The sequence below is a fragment of the Sorangium sp. So ce321 genome, from assembly GCF_051530195.1.
Classification (GTDB): Bacteria; Myxococcota_A; Polyangia; order Polyangiales; family Polyangiaceae; genus Sorangium.
This window is the reverse complement of the sequence record NZ_CP150329.1, coordinates 3,877,375-3,898,993: the sequence shown is the minus strand read 5'-3', so window position 1 is coordinate 3,898,993 and position 21,619 is coordinate 3,877,375. Positions and strand designations below refer to the sequence as shown.

The 21,619-nt window shown below is 72.8% G+C and carries 15 protein-coding genes; 11 read left to right on the top strand and 4 right to left on the bottom strand.

The annotated features are described in order from the left end of the window. Positions 1–94 precede the first annotated feature (94 nt). Both WME89_RS15055 and WME89_RS15050 read right to left on the bottom strand, forming a co-directional pair. Complete coding sequence (locus tag WME89_RS15055; RefSeq protein ID WP_438009851.1) at positions 95–3,145, bottom strand: SNF2-related protein; 3,051 nt, start codon at positions 3,143–3,145, stop codon at positions 95–97. Between the two features lie 312 nt (positions 3,146–3,457). Then, complete coding sequence (locus WME89_RS15050) at positions 3,458–4,312, bottom strand: hypothetical protein (protein WP_438009850.1); 855 nt, start codon at positions 4,310–4,312, stop codon at positions 3,458–3,460. A 504-nt stretch (positions 4,313–4,816) separates the two neighbouring features. Between WME89_RS15050 and WME89_RS15045 the strand changes: the two genes are divergently transcribed. The 7 genes from WME89_RS15045 to WME89_RS15015 all read left to right on the top strand — a co-directional run bounded on the left by WME89_RS15045 (position 4,817) and on the right by WME89_RS15015 (position 13,661). Then, entirely contained in the window at positions 4,817–5,851 is a 1,035-nt protein-coding gene (locus tag WME89_RS15045; protein ID WP_438009849.1) for a hypothetical protein, read from the top strand. Between the two features lie 575 nt (positions 5,852–6,426). Beyond that, complete coding sequence (locus tag WME89_RS15040; protein ID WP_438009848.1) at positions 6,427–6,924, top strand: hypothetical protein; 498 nt, start codon at positions 6,427–6,429, stop codon at positions 6,922–6,924. Between the two features lie 95 nt (positions 6,925–7,019). After that, complete coding sequence (locus WME89_RS15035) at positions 7,020–8,096, top strand: hypothetical protein (RefSeq protein ID WP_438009847.1); 1,077 nt, start codon at positions 7,020–7,022, stop codon at positions 8,094–8,096. 76 nt (positions 8,097–8,172) lie between these two features. After that, the gene (locus tag WME89_RS15030; RefSeq protein ID WP_438009846.1) at positions 8,173–9,447 is read left to right on the top strand and encodes an RNA polymerase sigma factor; all 1,275 of its coding nucleotides are present in this window, start codon (positions 8,173–8,175) and stop codon (positions 9,445–9,447) included. A gap of 404 nt (positions 9,448–9,851) precedes the next feature. After that, positions 9,852–10,664 (top strand): RNA polymerase sigma factor, encoded by an 813-nt coding sequence (locus WME89_RS15025; protein ID WP_438009845.1) that lies wholly within the window; start codon positions 9,852–9,854, stop codon positions 10,662–10,664. 335 nt (positions 10,665–10,999) lie between these two features. After that, a complete protein-coding gene (locus tag WME89_RS15020; protein ID WP_438009844.1) occupies positions 11,000–12,067 on the top strand; it encodes a 3-deoxy-7-phosphoheptulonate synthase in 1,068 nt (355 codons plus the stop codon). 253 nt (positions 12,068–12,320) lie between these two features. Continuing rightward, the gene (locus WME89_RS15015; protein WP_438011936.1) at positions 12,321–13,661 is read left to right on the top strand and encodes a hemolysin family protein; all 1,341 of its coding nucleotides are present in this window, start codon (positions 12,321–12,323) and stop codon (positions 13,659–13,661) included. Between the two features lie 7 nt (positions 13,662–13,668). On the opposite strand, the gene WME89_RS15010 is transcribed toward WME89_RS15015, so the two are convergent. After that, on the bottom strand, positions 13,669–15,063 hold the full coding sequence (locus tag WME89_RS15010; RefSeq protein WP_438009843.1) for a POT family MFS transporter: 1,395 nt from the start codon (positions 15,061–15,063) through the stop codon (positions 13,669–13,671). A gap of 469 nt (positions 15,064–15,532) precedes the next feature. Between WME89_RS15010 and WME89_RS15005 the strand changes: the two genes are divergently transcribed. From WME89_RS15005 to WME89_RS14995, 3 genes are all read left to right on the top strand, one after another. Next, positions 15,533–16,672, top strand: coding sequence for a site-2 protease family protein (locus WME89_RS15005; protein ID WP_438009842.1), 1,140 nt, complete (start codon positions 15,533–15,535; stop codon positions 16,670–16,672). Between the two features lie 189 nt (positions 16,673–16,861). After that, a complete protein-coding gene (locus WME89_RS15000) occupies positions 16,862–18,658 on the top strand; it encodes an MXAN_6577-like cysteine-rich protein (protein ID WP_438009841.1) in 1,797 nt (598 codons plus the stop codon). 50 nt (positions 18,659–18,708) lie between these two features. Beyond that, positions 18,709–19,662, top strand: a complete 954-nt coding sequence (locus WME89_RS14995; RefSeq protein ID WP_438009840.1) for a YheT family hydrolase — start codon at positions 18,709–18,711, stop codon at positions 19,660–19,662. A gap of 60 nt (positions 19,663–19,722) precedes the next feature. On the opposite strand, the gene WME89_RS14990 is transcribed toward WME89_RS14995, so the two are convergent. Then, positions 19,723–20,517: a YqjF family protein gene (locus tag WME89_RS14990; RefSeq protein ID WP_438009839.1), complete on the bottom strand. Its 795-nt coding sequence runs from the start codon at positions 20,515–20,517 to the stop codon at positions 19,723–19,725. Between the two features lie 97 nt (positions 20,518–20,614). On the opposite strand from WME89_RS14990, the gene dhaK reads away from it, so the two are divergent. Further along, positions 20,615–21,616, top strand: coding sequence for a dihydroxyacetone kinase subunit DhaK (dhaK, locus tag WME89_RS14985; protein ID WP_438009838.1), 1,002 nt, complete (start codon positions 20,615–20,617; stop codon positions 21,614–21,616). Positions 21,617–21,619 lie beyond the last annotated feature (3 nt).

The window sequence follows — 21,619 nt, the reverse complement described above, 5'->3', positions numbered from 1 at the left end:
TCGGCGCCCACGGCCGCTCCGCCGACGCCGCGAGGCCCGGATCGCTCCATCGGGCGAGGGCCCGGACGGCGCTCCCCGACGAGGCCTGCCCGCGCTACTGCAGCAGCGCGAGCAGGTCCTCCCGCGTCAGCGACACCGCCCTGTCCGCCTCGCCCAGCGCGGCGCCCGCGATCGCGCGCTTCCGCTCCTGCAGCGCGAGGATCCCCTCCTCCACCGTGTCCTTCGCGACCAGCCGGTGGACCATCACCGGGCGGTGCTGCCCGATGCGATGGGCGCGATCGGCCGCCTGATCCTCGACCGCGGGGTTCCACCAGGGGTCGAGCAGGAAGACGTGATCCGCCGCGGTCAGGTTGAGGCCGGTGCCGCCCGCCTTGAGCGAGATGAGCATCACCGGCGGGCCGCCCGCCGACTGGAACGCCGCCACCACGCCGCCGCGATCGCGCGTCCCGCCGTCCAGGCGGTTGAACGGGATGCCCGCCTCGGTGAGGTGCGGCTCGACGAGGTCGAGCAGCGAGGTCCACTGCGAGAAGACGAGCGCCTTGTGGCCATCGGCCACGCACTCCTCCAGCGCCTCGAGCAGCCGCATCACCTTGGAAGACGGCGTGTTCCGCGACGCCGGCGGCACGTCCGCGGCGCCCGGGCTCGATCCGGGGATCAGCGCCGGGTGGCACGCCGCCTGGCGCAGGCGGAGCAGCGCCTCCAGCGCCGCCATGACGCTCGCCCCCTCCGCGAGCTTCGCCACGACGTCCTTGCGCGTGGCCGCGCGCACCGCCTCGTAGAGGTCGCGCTCGGCCTCCTCGAGCTCGCAGTAGAGCACCATCTCCGAGCGCGGCGGCAGCTCGGGCGCCACCTCGCGCTTCATGCGCCGCAGCACGAAGGGGCGGATCTTCTGCCGCAGCTCGGCCGCCGCGCCCTTCACGCCGTCGGCGATCGGCCGGCCGTAGCGGTCCTGAAAGGCGCTGCGCCCGCCGAGCAGGCCGCGGTTCGTGAAGTGGAGCAGGCTCCAGAGCTCGTCGAGGCGGTTCTCGACCGGCGTGCCGCTCAGCGCCACCCGCAGCTCGGCGCGGAGCGCGAACGCGGCCCGCGCCGCCTGGCTGTCGGGGTTCTTGATCGCCTGCGCCTCGTCCAGCACCACCACGTCCCACGCCTGCGTCGCGAGCAGCTCGACGTCGTTGCGGAGCACGGCGTAGGTCGTCAGCGTGATGTCGGCCGCGGGGTCGAGCGCGCGCCGCGCGCCGTGATAGATGGCGAACCGGAGGCCGGGGCGGAACCGCCGGATCTCGTCGGCCCAGTTGTGGACGACGCTGCGCGGGCACACGACGAGCGTCCGCCCGCGCACCGCGCAGAGCGTCTGCAGCGTCTTGCCGAGCCCCATGTCGTCGGCGAGCACCGCCCCGAGGCCGGCGTCGCGCAAGAACGACAGCCAGTCGACGCCGCGGCGCTGGTACGGGCGCAGCGTCGCGGTGAGGTCGGCCGGCAGCGGCGCCTCGGGGAGCGACGCGAAGCCGTCGAGCAGCGGCATCAGCTTGTCGAAGCCGGACGGGCGCGGGTGCTCGATCTCGTCGCACAGCGCGGCCAGCGCCGGGAGCGCCGCCGGCGGCACCTCCTTGTCGTCGCGCCGCGCCGCGAGCAGGTCGGCGACGCGCGCGCCGTACTTCTCGAGCCACGCCGCGGGCAGCGGCGCCCACCCGCCGCCGAGCAGCGGCACGAGCGGCAGGCCGTCCTGCCACGCCCGGATCACGGCCGCGGCGTCCGCGCGCTTCGGCGGCGCGCCGTCGCCCTCCTCCTGCCCGGTCGAGAGCTCGAACTCGACGTCGAAGGTGCGGTCGTTGATGACGAAGCGCGGCGAGAGCTCGGCCCGGCCGAAGATCTCGCCCCGCGCGTCGGAGAAGGCGCGGGTGTCCCACGCCTCGAGGCGCGAGGCGAAGCGGATCGCCTCGGCGCCGTCGAAGTCGACCCGGCGACCGGGGATGAGGTGCAGCTCGTCGCGCAGACGGACGAGCAGCACGCGCTCGGCGGCCTCGTCGCGGACGGGCACGGGGCCCGACAGGTGCACGAGCCGGCCGTTCTCGATGCGCGCCTCGGGCGGGTCGCCGTAAACGAGGGTGGGCACGACCGAGAGCGTGTGGTCCTTCTGGCTGAGCTCGAGGAGGATCCGCGGCCGGGACGCGCCGCCCGCGCGGGGCAGGCGGTGGCTCTGGACCGTGACCGGGACGCGCTTCTTCAGCTCCGGCAGGACCTGGGTCACGAGCTTGCCGAGATCCCCCCGCGGGAACACCCGCCGGAGCGGCAGGCGCTCGAGCTTCGGACCCGTGAGGTCCGTCTCGCGGAGCAGGTGCAGCGTGCCGCCGCACCGGACGACGCCCGACGCGATGACCTCGTCGATGCGCGGGTCCCGCTCCACGACGAGCGCCACGCCGTCGTCTTGATCGCGCACCGTCGCGCGGGGGCCGATCGCCTCGCTGGAGACGCGGACGGGCGCGCCGTCGAGCTCCACGTCGGCGACGCCGGCCAGCGCGGCGAACAGCTCGGGCTGACGATCCGAGGGGAAATAGCCGTGCTGCTTGGTGCCCACGAGCCGGTCGACCGCGAGGTCCTCGTGCGTCGGGTAGAGCTCGGGCGGCTTCGGCCCGGGCCGCTCGGCGCCCGCCGGGCCCCGCGCGGGGCGGCCAGTAAGGCTGGCGAGCGAGATCCGGAGCGGCTCCTCCGCGCCGCTCGGGTGCACGATCATCCGCTCGAGCGAGAGCACGAGGCCCTTGCGCCGGAGCCGGTACCGCAGCCGGGCTGGCTGGACCGACGCAGCGGGCTGCCCGGCGGCTGGCGGGCCCGACGCGGGCAGCTGGCCCGACGCGGGCAGCTGGCCCGACGCGGGCGGCTGGCCCGACGCGGGCGGCTGGCCCGACGCGGGCGGCTGGCCCGACGCGGGCGGCTGGGCCGGCGCGGCCGGCTGCGAGAGCGAGATGGCCGCGGCGACGGCGTGGGCGCACGGGTCGACCTTGCCGCCGCAGTCGCACGTCCACTCGGCGTCCGCGGGGTAGAGCGTCACGGTCGGCGCGACGGGCTGGCCCGCCGCCTTGACGCGGATCACGACGGCTTCGCCGCGATCCTCCCGGCCGAAGGCGGCGCCCTCGCGGGCGAGCTTCACGCCCTGGGACCAGAGGCCCGGGAGACAGGCTTTTCTGATGGCTTCGAGAAGACCCTGCACAGCGACTCCAGACACCGACGCCGACCCCCTTCGGCGCGCTCGCGCGCTCCCCCGGGGACCGGCGCCATCCTTGACCATGTTCACAGGAAGGTGGAGAGAACGCGAAGACTATCAGGCGTCCTGTTCCACCGCCTCGTGTTCCAGAGCCCCGGAGCTCGCCCGGCGAGCGCGGGGCGCTGCTCTAGCAGGAATCCGCGCGCCGCGCGCTGGCGACGCGCGCGCTACCTGCCTGCCTGCCTGGCTACCTGCCTACTACCTGCGCGCGAGGTGCTCCCGGTAGCGGGCGGTGAGCTCCATCCAGCGCAGGGTGAGGATCGGCTCGCGCTCGAGCCGGTCCTGCCAGCTTGTGTCGACCGCCTTCCACAGGTCCCGGTCCGCGATGCCGTGGCGCAGGAGCGCCTGGTCGAACGACGAGGCCGCCCCGACCGACGACTCGGCGCAGAGGGCCGCGTACTGCTGCAGGGTGAGCGAGGGCAGCGCGCGCCGCTCGCGCCGCTCGCCGGAAGCGTCGCGCTGCGACGCCGGCTCGGGGGCCGTGGAGCCCGACCGCGCCAGCGCGGCCGGAGCGGCGCCGCCCTCGCCGAGCTCGCCGCGCGGCCGCCGGAGGGTGACCCCCGACCGCGCGCTGCCGCCGTCGAGCTCCAGCAGCTCGGCGTCGGGCGGCAGCTTGATCGTGGGCAGCGGCATGGCCCGCGGCACCTGGATCGTCTCGTCGGTGTCGCCCTCCGACGGGTGACCCTTGGCGATCGCCAGCGGGAGTATCCCGGACTGCGGCGCGCAGGTCGCGCGCCGCGGGGGCACCGAGGACTCGGCCCCCCAGGCGCCCCACCGCGAGCCGGCGCGCTCGCCGTTCGGCGCCGAGAACGACAGCACCGGACCGGCGTCGGTGATCTCCATCTGCAGGACGAGCTCGCCGTCCCTCCCGCGGACGACGAGCCGATCGCCCGACGGGGTCGCCTCGATCATGTAGCGACGCCCGGACGAGAGCGAGACGGCCGCGGACGGGACGAGCGCGTCGCCCGCCGCCCCCCGCGCGTCGATGGCTTCCTCAGGACCGGACGCCGGCTGCGGCAGCGCGCGCTCGGAGACGGATGGATCTCCACTCATCGAGAGGCCGAGCGTAACGCAGCGAGCGCGCGCATCGCGAGCGCTTTCCGCGGTGATCCAGCGGCGCTCGCGCGCACGGAGGTGGGAGTTGCGCGGCTCGCCTGCGCGCCGCTCGCCTGCACGCCGCGCCGCTGCGCGCGGCTCGCCTGCACGCCGCGCCGCTGCGCGCGGCTCCGCGGCGCGGCGCGGCCACAGGAACGGCAGGCCGGACCGGCCCGCGCCCCGACGGCGACCGAAGCGGTGACGCGCAGTTGCGCTCGGGCGCGTCCCGTCACAGAAGGCATACTGGACGCAGCGAGTTTCCATTTCAGTAAATGAACAACTGCGCCCACGCCCGCGCCGCGATGAAAAAGCCGGCGCGCCTCGCGTTCTCTTAGAATCCGCCAGCTCGAACCGTAATGCGCCAGACGGCGTCATTCCTGCGGTTTTGCGGCGCGATTTCGCCTTGAACGCCTGGATCTGTAGTAAGTCGAGGACCGTGAGCTCTGCCCCAAAGGAGGTCTCATGAAGAGGATTTGCCTCGCGCTTGCGCTGCTGTTCGCCGCGTACATCGAAGGTTGCGATCTGACCAGCACCGTGGTTTACGCGACGTGCGCGGAACAGTGCAGCACAGAGCTCGACCCCGACGCGTGTATCGCTCGGTGCGGCACGTGCCCCGGGCAGTGTGTCAATCCGACGCCGGAGGGCTTCGACGGCCCTGCCCTGCTCTGGGTCGGCAGGACGGTGGATGAGCCCCAGTGCCCTGAGAGCGCCCCCACCACGGTGTACACGGGGTACGAGACCCCCGACGATCCCGTCGTGTGCAACCGATGCCTGTGCGGCGAGCCAGCGTGTGCGTTACCTGACGAGCTCAGGGCCGCCACCTCGATGAGGTGCGGTGGATCGATGCCCGTGCCGCTCGACGCCCAGGACATCCTGAACGGCGCCTGCGTGCCGGCCAACCAGGCCCTGGTGAGCGATCGCAAGTCGCTGCTGCTCGGCTCACCCACGGTGACGCCCTGCGAGCCCATGATCGAGCTCGACCCCGTGCCGCGCATCCTCCTCTTCTCGCGGTGGTACCGCTCCGGGAAGGCGTGCGCTGGCGTGGCCCGGGAGAAGGCCTGTGCCTCTCCGTCGAAGACGTGCGTGCCCGCCGAGCAAATGCGGGACTTCTCCCAGTGCATCATGCACGTCGGCGAGGGCGAGGTGACGTGCCCGCAGGACTACCCGGAGCAGGTCGTGCTCTACGACGGCAGGCGGGACGAGCGCCGCTGCACGCCGTGCGAGTGCGGCCCCCCCACAGGGAGCGAGTGCTCTCTGATGCTCCTCTCCTATCGAGACGGGGCATGCAGCGATCTGCTCACCGCCGGCGTGTCCAGCAAAGACCGGGGCTGCATCGCCCCGACATCCGGACTCCAGCCCAAGAGCATGAAGGCGATCTGGGACGTCAACGAGCCCGGTAGCTGCGAGCCGAGCGGCGGGGAGCTGAAAGGAGAGATCGTCCTCACCGGGCCCAGCACCTTCTGCTGTCAGACACGTCCGGGCAGGAACAGCTACTGAGGGCCGCAGCGCGGTCCGGATGCGCCACATGCGGGGCTCCCTGAACCACGTCAGGCGTGACCAGACCAGCGCGGCGGGGGAAAGGTCCTCGACGCAGGGAGCGCTCGAACGACAAAAATCTCTCACTGGAGAGAAATTATCAGAGCCAAATACAATGCGTCCCTTCTGCGCTCGGCCTAGCGCACAAAAGGCTTTACGTGCGCTCCAAAGTCAGTATCTACAGGATCACGACGTGGGGGCGATGACGCCGAGCCCATCTCCGCCGCGCGGCGGAGGTGCAGTGTCCAACGGGCGCCAGCGGTGTTGACGAGGGGGGGCCATATGATGCGGTATACCGGCTGGAGGGGAGGCAGCGGGGTGCTTCGGGTCGAGGCGTTCACTCCGCTCGATGCGGCAGAGATCCCGCCCTAGCCGGGACGCCGATGCTACGCGCCGGCTGCGCCGCCATGCTCGTTGTCACCGTGGCAACGGTCCCGGCGCACGCGGATACGCCTGGGTCTGAATCGCAATGGAAGCCGCAGGAAGCGCGACCGGAGACGCAGGAAGCGCGACCGGAGACGCAGGAGGAACACGACATGGTGCGCGGCGAGATCTCCGTGTCCCCGCTGCTCGCGGTGGGGCTCCTCCCCGCGCTCGCCGGAGGGGCCGCCTTCGCCACGACGTTCCGCTGGCAGAGCCTGTCGCTCGCCGTCGAGGCGCGCATGTTCACCTCCCTGGCGGACACCTTCGCCGACGGCGTCCTGGTCCATGCGAGCCTCGCGATGCCCGCGCTCGGCGTCTGCGGTCATCGCGGGGCCCTGTCGCTGTGCGCCGTCTTCGACGCCGGCGAGCTGCGGATCACGAGCGAGCCCGAGGTCAGCATCCACGCGCGCAAGCCCTGGGTCAGCTCGGTGGGCATCCGGGCGGCCGGGGACTGGCCCTTCTCCGAGCGCCTGTCGCTGCGCGGGTTCGCCGAGCTGCACACGAACCATAGCCGCCCGTCCATCTGGGTGAACGACCGGGAGATATGGCAGGTCCCGCCGCTCTCCGTGGCGGTCGGCGTGGGGCTCGTGCTCCCCGTGGACGCCTTTTGACGGAGGCCCCCTGGCCGCTCCTCGGAGGGGGCGCGGCCGAGTCTTTCTCCACTACCTGACCTGAACGAGCGGGTCATGACGCCCCGGTGAGCACCATGTCAGCAACGTCAGCAAGGAACACCGGAGCCGGCGCGGCGACGCCGGAGCGGCCGAGGGGCAGGGCGCCGGCGTGCCTCGTCGCGGCGGCCGCGGCGCTGCTCTTGCCCTCGCGCGTCGGCGCGGCGCCGCAACGGGCCGCGGTGCAGCTCGAGTACCGGCGCGCGCCAGGGGCCGAGCGCTGCCCCGGCGGGGCGCTCCTGCGCGAGGAGATGGCCAGACAGCTCGGCTACGACCCGGTGGATCCCGCGGCGGACCTGCAGGTCAGCGCCCTCGTGTTCCGCGGGCCGGGCAGGGAGATGCACGCCACCATGGAGCTCCACGACGCCGAGGGCGCGGTCACCTGGTCGCGGCACCTGGTCGCCTACAACGACGATTGCCGGGAGCTCGTCATGAACATGGCGCTCTCGCTCCGCGTCGCCCTCGATCCGAGCCTCCGTGTGCAACCCGAGCCCGCCCCGGTCGCCGCGTGGACACCCGAGCCCGAGCCTCCCCTCGAGCCTGCGGCCGCGGCGCCGGTGCGCCCGGCGGGGCCCGAGCTCAGGCTCGGGGTCGCAGCGGCCGCGGTGTTCGGTGTTCTGCAGGACACGACCCCTGGCACGGCGCTCCACGTCGCGCTTCGCTATCCTTCCTTCTCGATCGGCCTCGAGGGCCACGTCCAGTGGCCCGCCGTGATGAGCGTCGACAGGCAGTCCGTCTCGACGTGGATCGCGGCGGCGAACGCGGTTCCGTGCTCGCAGGTTCGCCGTCTCTTCGCCTGCGCATTCGTCTCGCTCGGGGTCGCGACGACCTCCAGCGCCGGTGTCGAGCTCATCGATACGTCGTCGTTCTGGCTCGCCACGGGGCCTCGCGCTGGCATCGAGATGCCCTTCTCCGACCGGATCGCCGTCCAGGTCTACGGGGATATCGTGCTCCGCCTCTCGGAGCTCCGTATCGAGACCCCGGAGGCCGTGCTCTGGGTTCCGCCCTCCGTCGGCGGGCTCGTCGGCCTCCGGGTGGACTTCCGCCTCGCGGGCCGGCGCGAGGCGCCGGCGCCGCGCGCCGCGCTCGCGCGGGGCACCGGGGCGCCGCATTGACCAGCTTCGCGGCGGCGACGCCGCCGCGCTCGAGGGGGGGAAAGAGATGGGGTCACCTTCACGCAAAAGCACGTCCGTGGAACCTTCCCATGCCTTCATGGCGGCCATCACCGACGAGCATTTCTCGTTCATCGCCCGCTACCTCGCCCGCCTCGGGGTCCGCGCGCAGGACATCGAGGATGTCGCCCAGGAGGTGCTCGCCGGCGCCTACCGCGCGCTGCCGCGGTTCGATCCGAGCCGGGGCAGCGTGCGCTCGTGGCTCATGGGCATCGCCACGCACCAGGCGTCGAATCACTTCCGGCGGGCCCACCGCCGGCGCGAGCGCCTCCGGCCGCTCGACGATCTCGCGGCGCTGCCCGACGGCACCCCCGACTCGGAGCAGCGCGCCATCGCGATGGATCGGCGCAGCGTGCTCGACAAGCTGCTCGAGGAGATGCCGATGGAGCGCCGCTGCGTGTTCATCGCCCATGAGATCGAGGAGATCGACATGGCCGAGATCGCCGAGCAGCTCTCGATCCCCCTGAGCACCGCGTGGAGCCGGCACCGGCTCGCCTGGGTCGACATCGAGGCGGCGATGCGGCGGTGGCAGGCGCGGCAGCGCGGCCGCGGGCTCGCGCTGATCCCGTTCGGTGCCGGCGCGCTGGTCGAGGAGGCGCGCGCGGATCGCGAGCTCGGGCGTACGCTGCTCGCGCGGCTCTACCGCGGCACGCGCGGCGTCCTGTCGCGGCGGCGGCTCACCTCGACGGGCGGCGCGACCTCGAGGGCCGGCGTCGCCGGCGCGCTTCATGCCGCCGCGGTCGTGGCCGTCCCGCTCGCGGGCGCCGCGGTGGCCTTCGCGATCGCGCTGGGCGCGCTGGCCGCCGTCTTGCCCCGGCCCCCTGCAGGACAGCGCGCCGCGCCCCTGCTCGCCCTGGCCGCCGTCGAGCCCCCGCGGCAGCCCACGGCGCCCCCGCCGGAGTCCCCCGCGCCGCCGCTGTCCACGGGCGCAGCGCCGCCGCCGAGCGCGGCTACCGCGGCGGCCGTCCCGCGGGATGTTGGCGCCGCGAGCGCCGATGTCGGGATCGCGCCGGGTGCGGCGCTCCCTGGGCGCCCTGTGCATCGTCCGGCCGCGGCCCGGCCCGTCCCTGCAGCGCGCGCTGTCGCGTCGCGGGATCAGGAGATCGCCGCGGAGCGCGCGCTCATCGACGGCGCGATCACGGCGTTATCGAGCGGCCGTCGTGCGGAGGCGAGCGATCTCCTCATCGAGCACCGCAGGCGGTTCCCCGCGGGCCGCCTCACGGCCGAGCGAAACGCTGCGCTGCGCGCGCTCCGTTCCAGAGCGTTCGCGAGTCCGCCCTCTCCGCCCCTCTAGTGATCCCCTGGTCGACCGTCCATCCGCCAGAATCCCGCCCTTTCTCCTGGTCCCGGCCAAGGCGTTGCCGAGCGGGGCTCACCCGCACAGGAGACGGGCCCAGATCAGCGTTTTCGGCGCGCAGTCCCGCCCTCTCTCCTGGTCCCGGCCAAGGCGTTGCCGAGCGGGGCTCACCCGCACAGGAGACGGGCCCAGATCGGCGTTTTCGGCGCGCAGGCGTGCTCCAGCACGCCGAGCACCGAAAACGTCGAGGTGGGCCCGTCTCCGAAGCGGGTGAGCCCCGCTCTAACGTCCGTGGCGATTGGGGGGGGTCTCGCGGCAATGGCGTGTGCACAGAAGAACCTTTTTCGGGGGGCGATTGCTTTTTTTGAGATGGGAGGTCGGCTCCTCCTAATTAAGCGAGCATGGGACAACCGCACCGCACCTCCCCGCCGCTGATGCCGATGGATAGACAGCGCGCCTTCGTCCGGCTCTTTCGGGGAAAGACCTACGACTCCGTATGGAACTGGCTCAAGCGGCTCGGGGTCCCACGCCGCGACCGGCGAGACATCCTTCAGGACGTCTTTCTCGCTGGATACCAGAGCTTCCCCACGTACGACCCGCTCCGCGCGCGGCCGGAGCGGTGGCTCAACCGGATCACCGTCCACGTGGCCGCCCACTACCGCGACCGGGCGCACCACCGGCGCGAGGAGCTGTCGTCCGGCGACGCGCCGCGCGTGGCCGACGAGCGCCCGAACGCCGAGGAGCAGATGGACGCGGAGCAGACGCGATCGCTCATCCTGACGCGGCTCAGCTCGCTGGAGGCGGCGGAGCGGCGGATCCTCATCGAGCACGACATCGACGGCGTGCCGATGGCGACGGTCGCCGAGCAGCACGGGATCCCGCTGTCGACGGCGTACAAGTGGCGCACGCGCGCGATCGCCTCGCTGCGCGCGCTGCTGGAGGAGCCCCGCGCAGCCCCCGGGCGCCGGCCGCCGCCGCGAGCCGCAGCGAGCGGCGCCGGGGAGCTGACCGCGCGGCTGGCGCGACCGACCGCGCCCGCGGAGCGCCCCGCCGGGGCGGCCGCCGCGGGTGCCAGGCTGCACGCGAAGCGACCCGCCGACGCGGCCGCCGCGAGCGCCAAGCAGCCCGCGGCGCCCCGCAGGCTGCCCCAGCGCGCCGCCCCGCTTCGCCGGAAGATCGGCGCAGAGCCGGCGCATGCGCCGGCGGGCACGTAGCGATGGCGCGCGCCGCGCCTGGCGGTCGCGCGTGCGGCCCGTGGCGGGCGCGCGTGCGGCCCGTGGCGGGCGCGCGTGCGGCCCGTGGCGGGCGCGCGTGCGGCCCGTGGCGGGCGCGCGCGGGCGCATGGGCGGTGGCGCGCGGCGGGCGCGGTGACGCGCGCTTGCGCGCTCGCCCGCTCCGGCCAGAAACCGCGTGCCCCGGGCGCCCTCGGCAGCCCGCGCGCGAGCGCCTGCGAGAAAATCTTCAGGCCGATCGAAAGGAGAAGCACCGCTCCGTCCCCACACACGAGTAGTCGGAGCATGTCGCATCGCGCTATGCTGGAACCTCAACGATGTACTACTCGACCGACGACCTTCGTATTGCAGGGCTCAGGCCCTTGATCCCCCCCGCGATCCTTATCGAAGAGATCCCCGTCAGCCCCGCGGCCTCCGAGACGGTGGCGCTGGCGCGCAAGGCCGCCGAGCGCGTGATCTCTGGCGAAGACGACCGGATCATCGTGGTGGTGGGCCCCTGCTCCATCCATGACCCCAAGGCCGCCCTGGAGTACGCCGCGCTGCTCCGGGAGGCGCGCGACCGGCTGAGCGACGACCTCCTCGTGATCATGCGCGTGTACTTCGAGAAGCCGCGCACAACGGTCGGCTGGAAGGGGCTCATCAACGACCCCGACCTCGACGGGAGCTTCTCGATCAACAAGGGGCTCCGCGTCGCCCGCGGGCTGCTCCGCGACATCGCCGAGCTCGGCCTCGCGAGCGCGACCGAGTTCCTGGACACGATCTCGCCGCAGTTCATCGCCGACTTCATCTCCTGGGGCGCGATCGGCGCGCGCACGACGGAGAGCCAGATCCACCGCGAGCTCGCCTCGGGGCTGTCGTGCCCCGTGGGCTTCAAGAACAGCACCGAGGGCGACGTCCAGATCGCGGTCGACGCCGTGCGGGCCGCGCGCGAGGCGCACCATTTCCTGTCCGTGACCAAGCAGGGGATCTCGGCGATCGTGGCGACGCGCGGCAACTCGGCGTGCCACGTCATCCTGCGCGGCTCGCAGCGCGGGCCCAACTACGCGGCCGAGCACGTCCGCGAGGCCGCCGACCGCCTGACCAAGGCGGGCCTGCCGCGCCGGCTGATGGTCGACTGCAGCCACGGCAACAGCCAGAAGGATCCGTCGCGCCAGCGGGCCGTGGCCGAGAACCTTGCCGACCAGCTGCGCTCCGGCTCGCGGGACATCCTCGGCGTGATGATCGAGAGCCACCTCGTGGGCGGCCGGCAGGATTTCGCGCCCGGCAAGCCGGCCACCTACGGCCAGAGCATCACCGACGCCTGCCTCGGCTGGAACGACACGGTGCCGGTGCTCGAGCTCCTCGCGCAGGCCGTGCGGGACCGGAGGGCCAGCAAGGCGGCGTGACCCCACCGGGGCGCGCCCTCACCCCACCGGGCGCGCCCGCCGTCGCCTCCGGCGAGGGCTGACGACGATCGGTCCCATCGACGCGGGCCACCCGCCCGCCGCGGCCTGGGGAGCGCCGGCTCCCCTGCCCCCGAGCCTCTCCACTCCCCGCACCACCGGCTCGCCCGCTGCGCCTCGCGCGCCGGCGCGCGACGCCTCTGCCGCGCGGGCGCGCGACGCGCTATGCACCCGGAGCGCCGCGGAAGGAGCCGTTATTCTCTCGGAGATCCTCGTCATCCTCGCCCTCGTGCTCGTGAACGGCATCTTCTCGGGCGCCGAGATCGCGATCGTCACGATCCGCAAGACGCGGCTCGAGCAGCTCGTGCAGTCGGGGAGCCGCCGGGCGCGCGCGGTCAAGCGCCTGCGGGACAACCCGGAGCGCTTCCTCGCCACCGTGCAGATCGGCATCACCGTCGTCGGCGCCACGGCGAGCGCCTTCGGCGGGTCGACCCTGGCGCAGAAGCTCACGCCGGTGCTCCACGCCGTGCCGTGGATCGGGGACGCGGCCGAGGAGCTCGCGCTCGCCGCGGTCGTCGCGCTCGTGTCCTTCCTCTCGCTCGTCCTCGGCGAGCTCGTCCCGAAGTCGCTCGCCCTCCGCACCGCCGAGCGGTACGCGCTGCTCGTCGGCCCGCCGCTCCGCGGGCTGTCGTCGCTCGCCCGGCCGCTCGTCTGGCTGCTCACGGCGAGCTCGAACCTGGTGCTGCGGCTCTTCGGCGACCGCACGAACTTCGTCGAGGCGCGCATCTCGCCCGAGGAGATCCAGCAGATCGTCGACGAGGCCGCCCAGGCCGGCTCGGTCGACAAGCGCGCCGGCGAGATCGCCTCCCGCGCGCTCGATTTCGCCGGGCTCACCGCGCTCCAGGTGATGCTCCCCCGCGTCCGCGTCGTGGCGCTCCCGCGCGCGGCGACCGCCGCGGAGGTCCAGCGCATCGTGCTGGAGCACGGCCACACGCGGATGCCCGTCCACGAGGGCGCGCACGACAACGTGATCGGCTACGTCACGATGCCGGAGGTGCTCGCGCTGCTCTGGGGCGACGGGGAGTTCTCGCTGGAGAGCATCCTCCGCCCGGCGTACTTCGTGGTCGGGTCGATGGCGGCCGTCGACCTCCTCGCCGAGATGAAGCGGCGCCGGCTCCAGCTCGCCGTCGTGGTCGACGAGCAGGGCGGCATGATCGGCATCGTCACGATGGAGGACCTGGTCGAGGAGCTGGTCGGCGAGATCTTCGCCGAGAACGACGCGCACGCGCGCTCCGCCGAGACGATCCAGCGCGAGCCGGACGGGTCGGCGCTCGTGCCCGGCGACATGCCGGTCCACGAGCTGAGCCGGCAGCTCGCGATCGCGCTGCCGGACGACGTCCGCTGGTCCACGGTCGCCGGGCTCTGCATGGGGCTCGCCCGGCGCATCCCCGCGCCCGGCGACATCGTGACGACCCCGGACGGGGCGGAGCTCCACATCGTCGACGCGAGCCCCCGGCAGATCCGCACGGTGCGGGTCCGCATGCCGCCGCCGCCGCCGCCCGACCTCGACGATGAGGAGCAGCGCGGCGAGGGCTGAGCGCGCGTCAGGACGCGGGGGCGGGCGCGGCCCCGGCGGCTCTCCGCTGGAAGTAGTCGACGACCACGTAGCGCCGCGCGAGGAGCCCGAAGACGACGGCGGCGATGAAGATGAGCGCCGCGAAGAACAGGTACTGCATCGCGCCCGTGAACACGTTGAGCGCCGCGACGCCGGCGGTGATCAGGTTGCCGACCGTGACGGTGAGGTTCCAGAAGCTCATGATGGTGCTCTTCATCTCGCGCGGCGCCTGGGAATAGGCGAACTCGAGGCCCGTGGTGGACACGAGCACCTCGGCGAAGGTGATGAGCAGGTAGGGCGCGGCCTGCCAGAGCACGCTGGGCCGGCTGCCCGACGTCATCGCGAGCTCGATGGCGGCGACCGCGACGAACGAGAGCCCGGCGATCGCCATGCCGGCCGTCATGCGGCCGAGCGCCGAGAGGCGGAAGCCGCGCCGCTCGAGGGCGGGGTAGAGGATCATCGTGTTGAACGGGATGATCAGCATCACCATGAGCGGGTTCAGCGCCATGAGCTGCGACGGGGCGAGCCTGTAGCCGAGGACGTCGAGATCCATGCGGGTCGCCTGGACGACCCACGTCGACCCCTTCTGGTCGAAGAGCGCCCAGAACACCGGGATGGGGGCCAAGATCGTCATCATCCGCAGGACGGCTCTGGCGCCGTCGATCGCGCCCTCGGGGTGCCGCCCGCGCGCCGCCTCGAGGAAGCCGCCGCGCGCGTCGCGCCGGCCCCGGACAGCGTCCCAGAGGACGCGAAGAAACGAGTGGGGGTTCTTGCCGGTCGGGGGCACGTGCACGTACCTGTCGCGCCCCATCCAGAACACGAGCGTCGCGATCAGCATCAGCACGCCGGGGATCCCGAACGCCACCCTGGGCCCGAACCACTCGAGCGTCTTCGGGATCAGCGCCGACGCGAAGAACGAGCCGAAGTTGATGATCCAGTAGAAGAGGGCGAACACGTGCTTGACGAGGTGCTTGTTCTCCTCGGAGAACTGGTCGCCGACGTGCGCCGAGACACAGGGCTTGATCCCGCCCGAGCCGAGGGCGATGAGCGCGAGCCCCGCGTAGAACCCGGTCGGGCTGCCCTCGAAGACCGCGAGGCAGGCGTGCCCGGCGCAGTAGACGAGCGAGAGCCAGAGGATCGTCCGGTACTTGCCGAAGAAGCGGTCGGACAGGAAGCCGCCGAGGAGCGGGAAGAAATAGCAGGCGCTCACGAACAGGTGGTAATTCGCCTTCGCCACGTGCTCGTGGATCAACATGTAGTTGATCATGAAGAACGTCAGGATGTTCTTCATGCCGTAGAAGCTGAAGCGCTCGCACCCCTCGTTGCCGATGATGTACTTGATCTGCGGGGGGAACGTGTCCGTGCTCGAAGCGGTTTGCGTCATGGCAGGCCCTCGATCGCGCGCCCAGGCGCTCTCGTAGACCGCCTCCACCGCCCCGGCAATCTGCGACTCCCGGCGCGCTCGGCGCGCTCGGCCGTCCAGAAGCGACGCGCTGACGGTCGCCGCGCGGGGCCGGCGCGGGGCGTCACGAGCGCTCGCCGCCCCGCCGCGCTGCTCCACGCTCGAGCGCGATCTCCGACTGTTCCCGCGTTGTCCCCGCGCGAACAACGCGCCTCCCGGCCCGGTGCGAAATGCCCCGCTGCGGCGCGACGCCGCGGCAGCGCGCCCCTCGACCGGCCCGCGGCCGCCGTGAAACACGGTACGCGCATTGCTTTGACTGCAAAAGGATCGTCGAGCAGGCATCGAGAGATTTCATGACCGTGCGACCCGGCCGCGCCGCCCGGCGCGCGGTCGTCGACGTCTCCCGCACCATGACGCGCCGCTCGCGCGCATCCAGCAGGAGCCAGACAGCATGAAGTGGTCATTCAGGGTCGCCCGGATCGCCGGCATCGACGTCAATGTGCACGCGACGTTCGGCCTCATCGTCGCCGTGGGAGCGCTCCAGTGGAGCGGCCGCCACGGCGCCCAGGGGGCGCTGTTCGGCGCCGCGCTGATGCTGGCGCTCTTCGCCTGCGTGGCCCTGCACGAGCTCGGTCATAGCCTCGTGGCCAGGCGCTTCGGGCTCACGGTGCGAGAGATCCTGCTCCTGCCGATCGGCGGCGTCGCGATGCTCGTGGGCCGCCCGGAGAGGCCGCTCCACGAGCTGCTCATCGCGCTCGCCGGCCCCGCCGTGAACGTGGCGCTCGCCGCCGTGCTCCTCCTCGTGAACGGCGTGCTCGGCTTCCTCCCGGGGCTCATCGAGCTCGGGGCGGCGTCGGGCCCCTCGCTGCAGACGGCGCTCCTCTGGCTGCTCGGCGCCAACGTGGCGCTCGCGGTGTTCAACATGATCCCCGCCCTGCCCCTCGACGGCGGGCGCGTGCTCCGGGCGGGCCTGTCCATGGCCGTCGGCCCGGCGCGCGCGACGTCCGCGGCCGCCGCGATCGGGCAGGTCATCGCCGTCGCGCTGTTCGCCTTTGCCCTGCTCTCGGGCCACCTCGTGCTCGCGTTCATCTCGGTGCTCGTGTTCCTCGGCGCCTCGCAGGAGCGGGCGACGGAGCGCGCGCGCTCGATCCTCGGCGACGTCCCCGTCGGGCGCGCCTACAACCGCCGCGCGATCGTCCTGTCGCCCTGCGATCGCGTGAACGACGCCGCCGAGCACATCCTCACGACCTACCAGACCGACTTCGCGGTCATGCTCGAGGGCGAGCCGATCGGGGTGCTCACGCGGGCCGACGTGATCCGCGCGCTCGCCGAGGGCGCGGGCAGCGCCTACGTCGCCGGGCTCATGCGGCGCGACGTCGTCCGCGTGAGCGCGGATCGCTCGCTCGACGAGGTGGCGCGCCTCATGTCCGAGAAGAGCACCCCTGTGGTCGCGGTGTATGACAGTGAAAGATACCTGGGCCTCATCAGCCACGAAGACGTGGCCGAGGCGCTCACGCTGCTCCAGTTCCTGCCTGCGTCACGGCAGGGCGGCGCCGCGTCACAGGCGGCGCCGCGCGCGCAGTGGACGTGACCAGCGCGCCCCGCGCGCGGGTGTTGTGGTGGTGGGGGACGACGGTGACGCGCGCCGGCGAGACCCGCGCGCGAGCCCTCGTCAGGCCGCGGCGCAAGCATTGACAGCCTGGAAGGCCATCAGCGTATCCTCCCCCCTCGGCTCCTCGTCACGACCCCCGTCGCCGGCATCTCTGCCGAGGGAAGGCTCATGCAAAAGCTCAGATCGCGCTTCAGGCTCGCGCCGACATATACCCTGCTCTGGCTCGCCGCGGCGGTGCTCGCCTCCATAGCGTCGTGCTCGGACGGCGGCCCCAGCACGCCGTCGTGTATCGCTCCGGACACGGACTGCGGTGGCGTCTGCGTCAACACGAACATGGACTCGAGCAACTGCGGCGCGTGCGGCATCATCTGCGGGGGGGGGCAGCTCTGCGGGGCGGGCGTCTGCGTGGACGGCCCGACCTGCGGGGATGGCGAGACGGCGTGCGGCGACGGCTGCTTCGATCTCGAGGAGGACGAGGAGCACTGCGGGAGCTGTAACAGCGCCTGCGAGGACGGCCAGACCTGCGAGGACGGCGCCTGCCAGGAAGGCTGCCCCGAGGGGCGCGCCGACTGCGGCGGCTCGTGCGTCGACACGACGTCCAATCCGGACCACTGCGGCGACTGCGACGTCGCGTGCGACGAGGACCAGACCTGCGAGGCCGGCGCGTGCCAGGACGCGGGCTGCTCCGAGGGGCTCACCGACTGCGGCGGCGCCTGCGTCAGCACCGGGACGGACGAGGAGCACTGCGGCGACTGCGAGACCGCGTGCGGCGAGGACCAGACCTGCGTGAACGGCGCGTGCGCGGACGGCTGCGGCTCGGGGCTCACGGCCTGCGGCGACGCGTGCGTCGACGTCGAGACCGACTCCGCGAACTGCGGCAGCTGCGGCACCGGGTGCAACGACTCGCAGGTCTGCCAGTCCGGGATGTGCGCGTGCACGGTGGGCCCGGGGCGGGACCTCGGCAGCGCCGTGCCGCAGATCGTGAACGGCACGACCGCCGGCGGGTCGAACACGTACGCCCCCTCGTGCGTGGCCACGAGCTCGAGCGAGCGCATCTTCTCGTTCACCGCCGCGACCGCGGGCGTCTACTCCTTCGACAGCAGCAACTCCCAGTACAACGTCGTGCTCGCGGTGCTCGACGCGGCGGGCTGCTCCGAGATCGCGTGCAGCGCCGACCCGGGCGCCGCGGTCGTCACGGTCGACATGGCCACGGACCAGACCGTCTACATCGTGGTCGACGGCGCCAACGACGAGACGGGCACCTTCGAGCTGAACGTGACGCGCCGGAGCGCCTCGACCTGCCCGGCGGGCACGCTCGATCCCTCGGTGCCGCAGACGATCACCGGCAGCACGGTCGGCCGGCCCAACAGCGTGAGCCCCAGCGTGACGACGGCGTGCGGCGACTCGGACAGCCCTGACGCGGGGTACGCGTTCACGGCGCCGGTGGCCGGCGACTACACCTTCGACACGTTCGGCTCGGCGTTCGACACGATGCTCCACGTGCGCAACGCGACCTGCCGGGGGGCGCAGCTCGCGTGCAACGACGACACGGAGGTCGAGCAATCCGAGGTCACGGTGACGCTCGAGGCGGGCCAGACCGTCGTGATCGTGGTCGACGGGTCCCGCGACACCTCGGTGGGCGCGTTCACGCTCAACATCCGGCGGGCCGTCCCGCCGCCCACGTGCGACGGCTCGAGCGTGTGCGGCGACGCGGAGTCGGGGTGCATCGCGTGCGCGCTCGACGGCAACTGCGCCGACGAGCTCACCGCCTGCACCGACAGCGAGGCCTGCGTCAGCTTCTTGAGCTGCTATCGCACGTGCGGCACGGAGACCTGCCGCGAGACCTGCAGGGCGGGAGCCCCGGACGGCGCCGCGAGGTACGACGCGATCAGCGCCTGCCTCTACTGCACGGAGTGCCCGAACGACTGCGCCGGAGAGGCAGAGGAGGGCTTCGTGTGCCCGTGAGCCGCGGGGCGCGTTAGAAGCGGGGCGCCGGCCGTGGTAGATGCGCGTGGATGCAGCGCATCCTCCACGGCCATTTCTGGACGATCGCGCCCTGGCTCAAGCATCAGATTCGCGCCACGCCGCTCCCGCCTTCCTCGCCCTTCTCGGCGCATGTCGACGACCCCGATGCCGGGCCTGTCCGCCTGCTCGGCAGGATCCATCACCGGGAGGGGGCCAGAGCCATCCTCGTCATCGTCCACGGCCTCGGCGGCACGGCCGAGAGCTACTATGTGGTGACGGCCGCTGCGCAGGCCGAGCGCGCCGGGCTCGCGTCCCTGCGCCTCAACCTGCGCGGCGCCGCGGGCGACGGGGCCGGCATCTACCACGCCGGCCTGTTCTCCGATCTGCACGCCGCCATCGCCTCCCCCGAGCTCGACCGCTACGAGCGCGTGCTCCTCGTCGGCTACTCGATGGGCGGGCACATCGCGCTCCGCTATGCCGCCTCCGGCGCGCACGACCCGCGCGTCGGCGCCGTGGCCGCCATCTGCCCGCCGCTCGATCTCGAGCGGTCGGTCACCGCCATCGACCAGCCGGAGCGCTGGCTGTACCGCCGGCACGTGCTGTCAGGGTTGAAGGAGATGTACACCGCCGTCGCGTCCCGCCGCGCCGTGCCCCTGCCCCTCCGGGAGGCGCTCGCGATCCGCACGATCCGCGAGTGGGATCGCCGCATCATGACGCGCTGGTTCGGCTTCCAGAGCCCCGAGGCGTATTACGCGAGCGAGAGCGCGGCCCCGCGCCTCCGTGACCTGGCCGTCCCGTCGCTGATCGTCGCGACCGAGGCCGATCCGATGGTGCCGCTCGACACGGTACGACCGGCGCTCGAGGCGCACCCCCTCTCGCCGCTGCTCGACGTCCAGTGGCTCCAGCTCGGCGGGCACGTGGGCTTCCCGCAGGCGCTGAGCCTCGGGTTCGGGGCCGTGCCAGGCCTGGAGTCCCAGGTCCTCCACTGGCTGGAGCGGCGCTGAGGCGCGAGCGCGGCGCCCGGGTGGCCGCGCGCGACGACAGCGTCACGCCGGCGCGAGCGCTTAGACGACGGGCGCGAGCGCGTAGACGTCGACGTCCACGCCCGGGCTGTAGAGCACGTGCGGCGCCCCCTCGGGCGCGGGCAAGCCGGCCGCGGCGACGACGCTCTCCTCGATCTGGCTCACCTCGGCGCGGTGGAGCGGATAGGGCACGTGGTGCACCTGTCCGATCTCGAGCTCGCCCTCGCGCCCGGCGAACAGCAGGTAGCGCTCGGCCAGGAAGTGCTCGAACGTCCCCGGCGCCGCGACGCGCCCGTCGATCGCCGCGCCGACGCGGTAGCGCGCCTCGAAGCGCGCGGGCACTGGGCCAGGCCAGCGCCGCTCGCTGCGATAATGGACCTCGCCGTCCCGCGACTCGAGCGCCATCGATGCGAAGTGATAGGGCAGGCGCCAGCCGGCCCGGGCCACCAGGACCGCGAGGGCCTTGGCCGCGTCCAGGCTGAAGAACCAGACGCCCGGGTCCCGCCCCTCCCGGTGCACGTAGGTGCGGACGTTGAGCTCGTGGAAGTTCGAGATCCCCGGCACGCTCGGCGACCACCAGGGGCTGACGTCGCGCATGGTGAACGCGACGACGCCGACGTAGGCCCTCCCCTCGAAGGTGTCGAGTTCGAGGCCGGACGGCACGACGGCGCGGAGCGCAGAGGCCGGCGTCTCCCAGTGGAGGAAGAGCAGCTCTCTCCACCGCTGGAAGCCCGCCGGGCGGCCAGAAGGACGGAGCGCGGGAGCGAGTCGATCCAAGGTGATCGCAGGATAGGACAGCGCGGCGCGAAGATCCCCCCTCGCGGCGGACGACGGCATGGGGATATCCTTCCCGCGGCAGCGGACGGAGACGGACGGCAACCGACGGCAACCGACGGCAACCACCGGCAACGACGGAGACGGAGCGGAGGGCAGGATGAAGAAGCTCATCAACGCGCCGGAAGACCTGGTCCGCGAGGCCCTCGAGGGCATGGCCCTGGCCCACGCCGATCTCCTCCGGGTGAACGCCGCGCCGCTCTTCGTCACGCGCGCGGAGGCGAAGGGCAAGGGCAAGGTCGCCCTCGTCTCGGGCGGCGGCAGCGGGCACGAGCCGCTGCACGCCGGGTACGTCGGACGGGGCATGCTCGACGCCGCCTGCCCGGGGGCCGTGTTCACGAGCCCCACGCCGGACCAGATCGCCGAGGCGACGCGGGCGGTCGACGGCGGCGCCGGCGTGCTCCACATCATCAAGAACTACACCGGCGACGTCATGAACTTCGAGATGGCCGCCGAGCTCGCGCGCGAGGCGGGCACCTCGGTCGAGAGCGTGCTCGTGAACGATGACGTGGCGGTCGAGGACAGCCTCTACACGGCCGGGCGGCGCGGCGTGGGGACCACCGTCCTCGCCGAGAAGATCTGCGGCGGGGCCGCCGAGGCGGGGCGGCCGCTCGACGAGGTGGCGGCGCTGTGCCGGCGGGTCAACGCGCACGGCCGCAGCATGGGGATCGCGCTCGCCGCGTGCACCGTGCCGCACGCCGGCAAGCCCTCGTTCGAGCTCGGCCCGGGCGAGATGGAGGTCGGCATCGGCATCCACGGCGAGCCCGGCCGGCGCCGCGCCCAGCTGGAGCCCGCGGACCGGGTGGCCGAGCTCCTGATGCAGCCGATCCTCGACGACCTGCCGTTCAAGCCCGGCGACGACGTGCTCCTGTTCGTGAACGGCATGGGCGGGACGCCGCTCATCGAGCTCTACGTCATCTACCGCAAGGCGCAGGCGATCGCGCGCGAGCGCGGCCTCAGGGTCGCGCGCAGCCTCGTCGGGCCGTACATCACGTCGCTCGAGATGGCCGGCGTGTCGGCGACGCTGCTCAGGCTCGACGACGAGATGAGCCGCTGGTGGGACGCGCCGGTGCACACGCCCGCGCTTCGCTGGGGAGCCTGAATC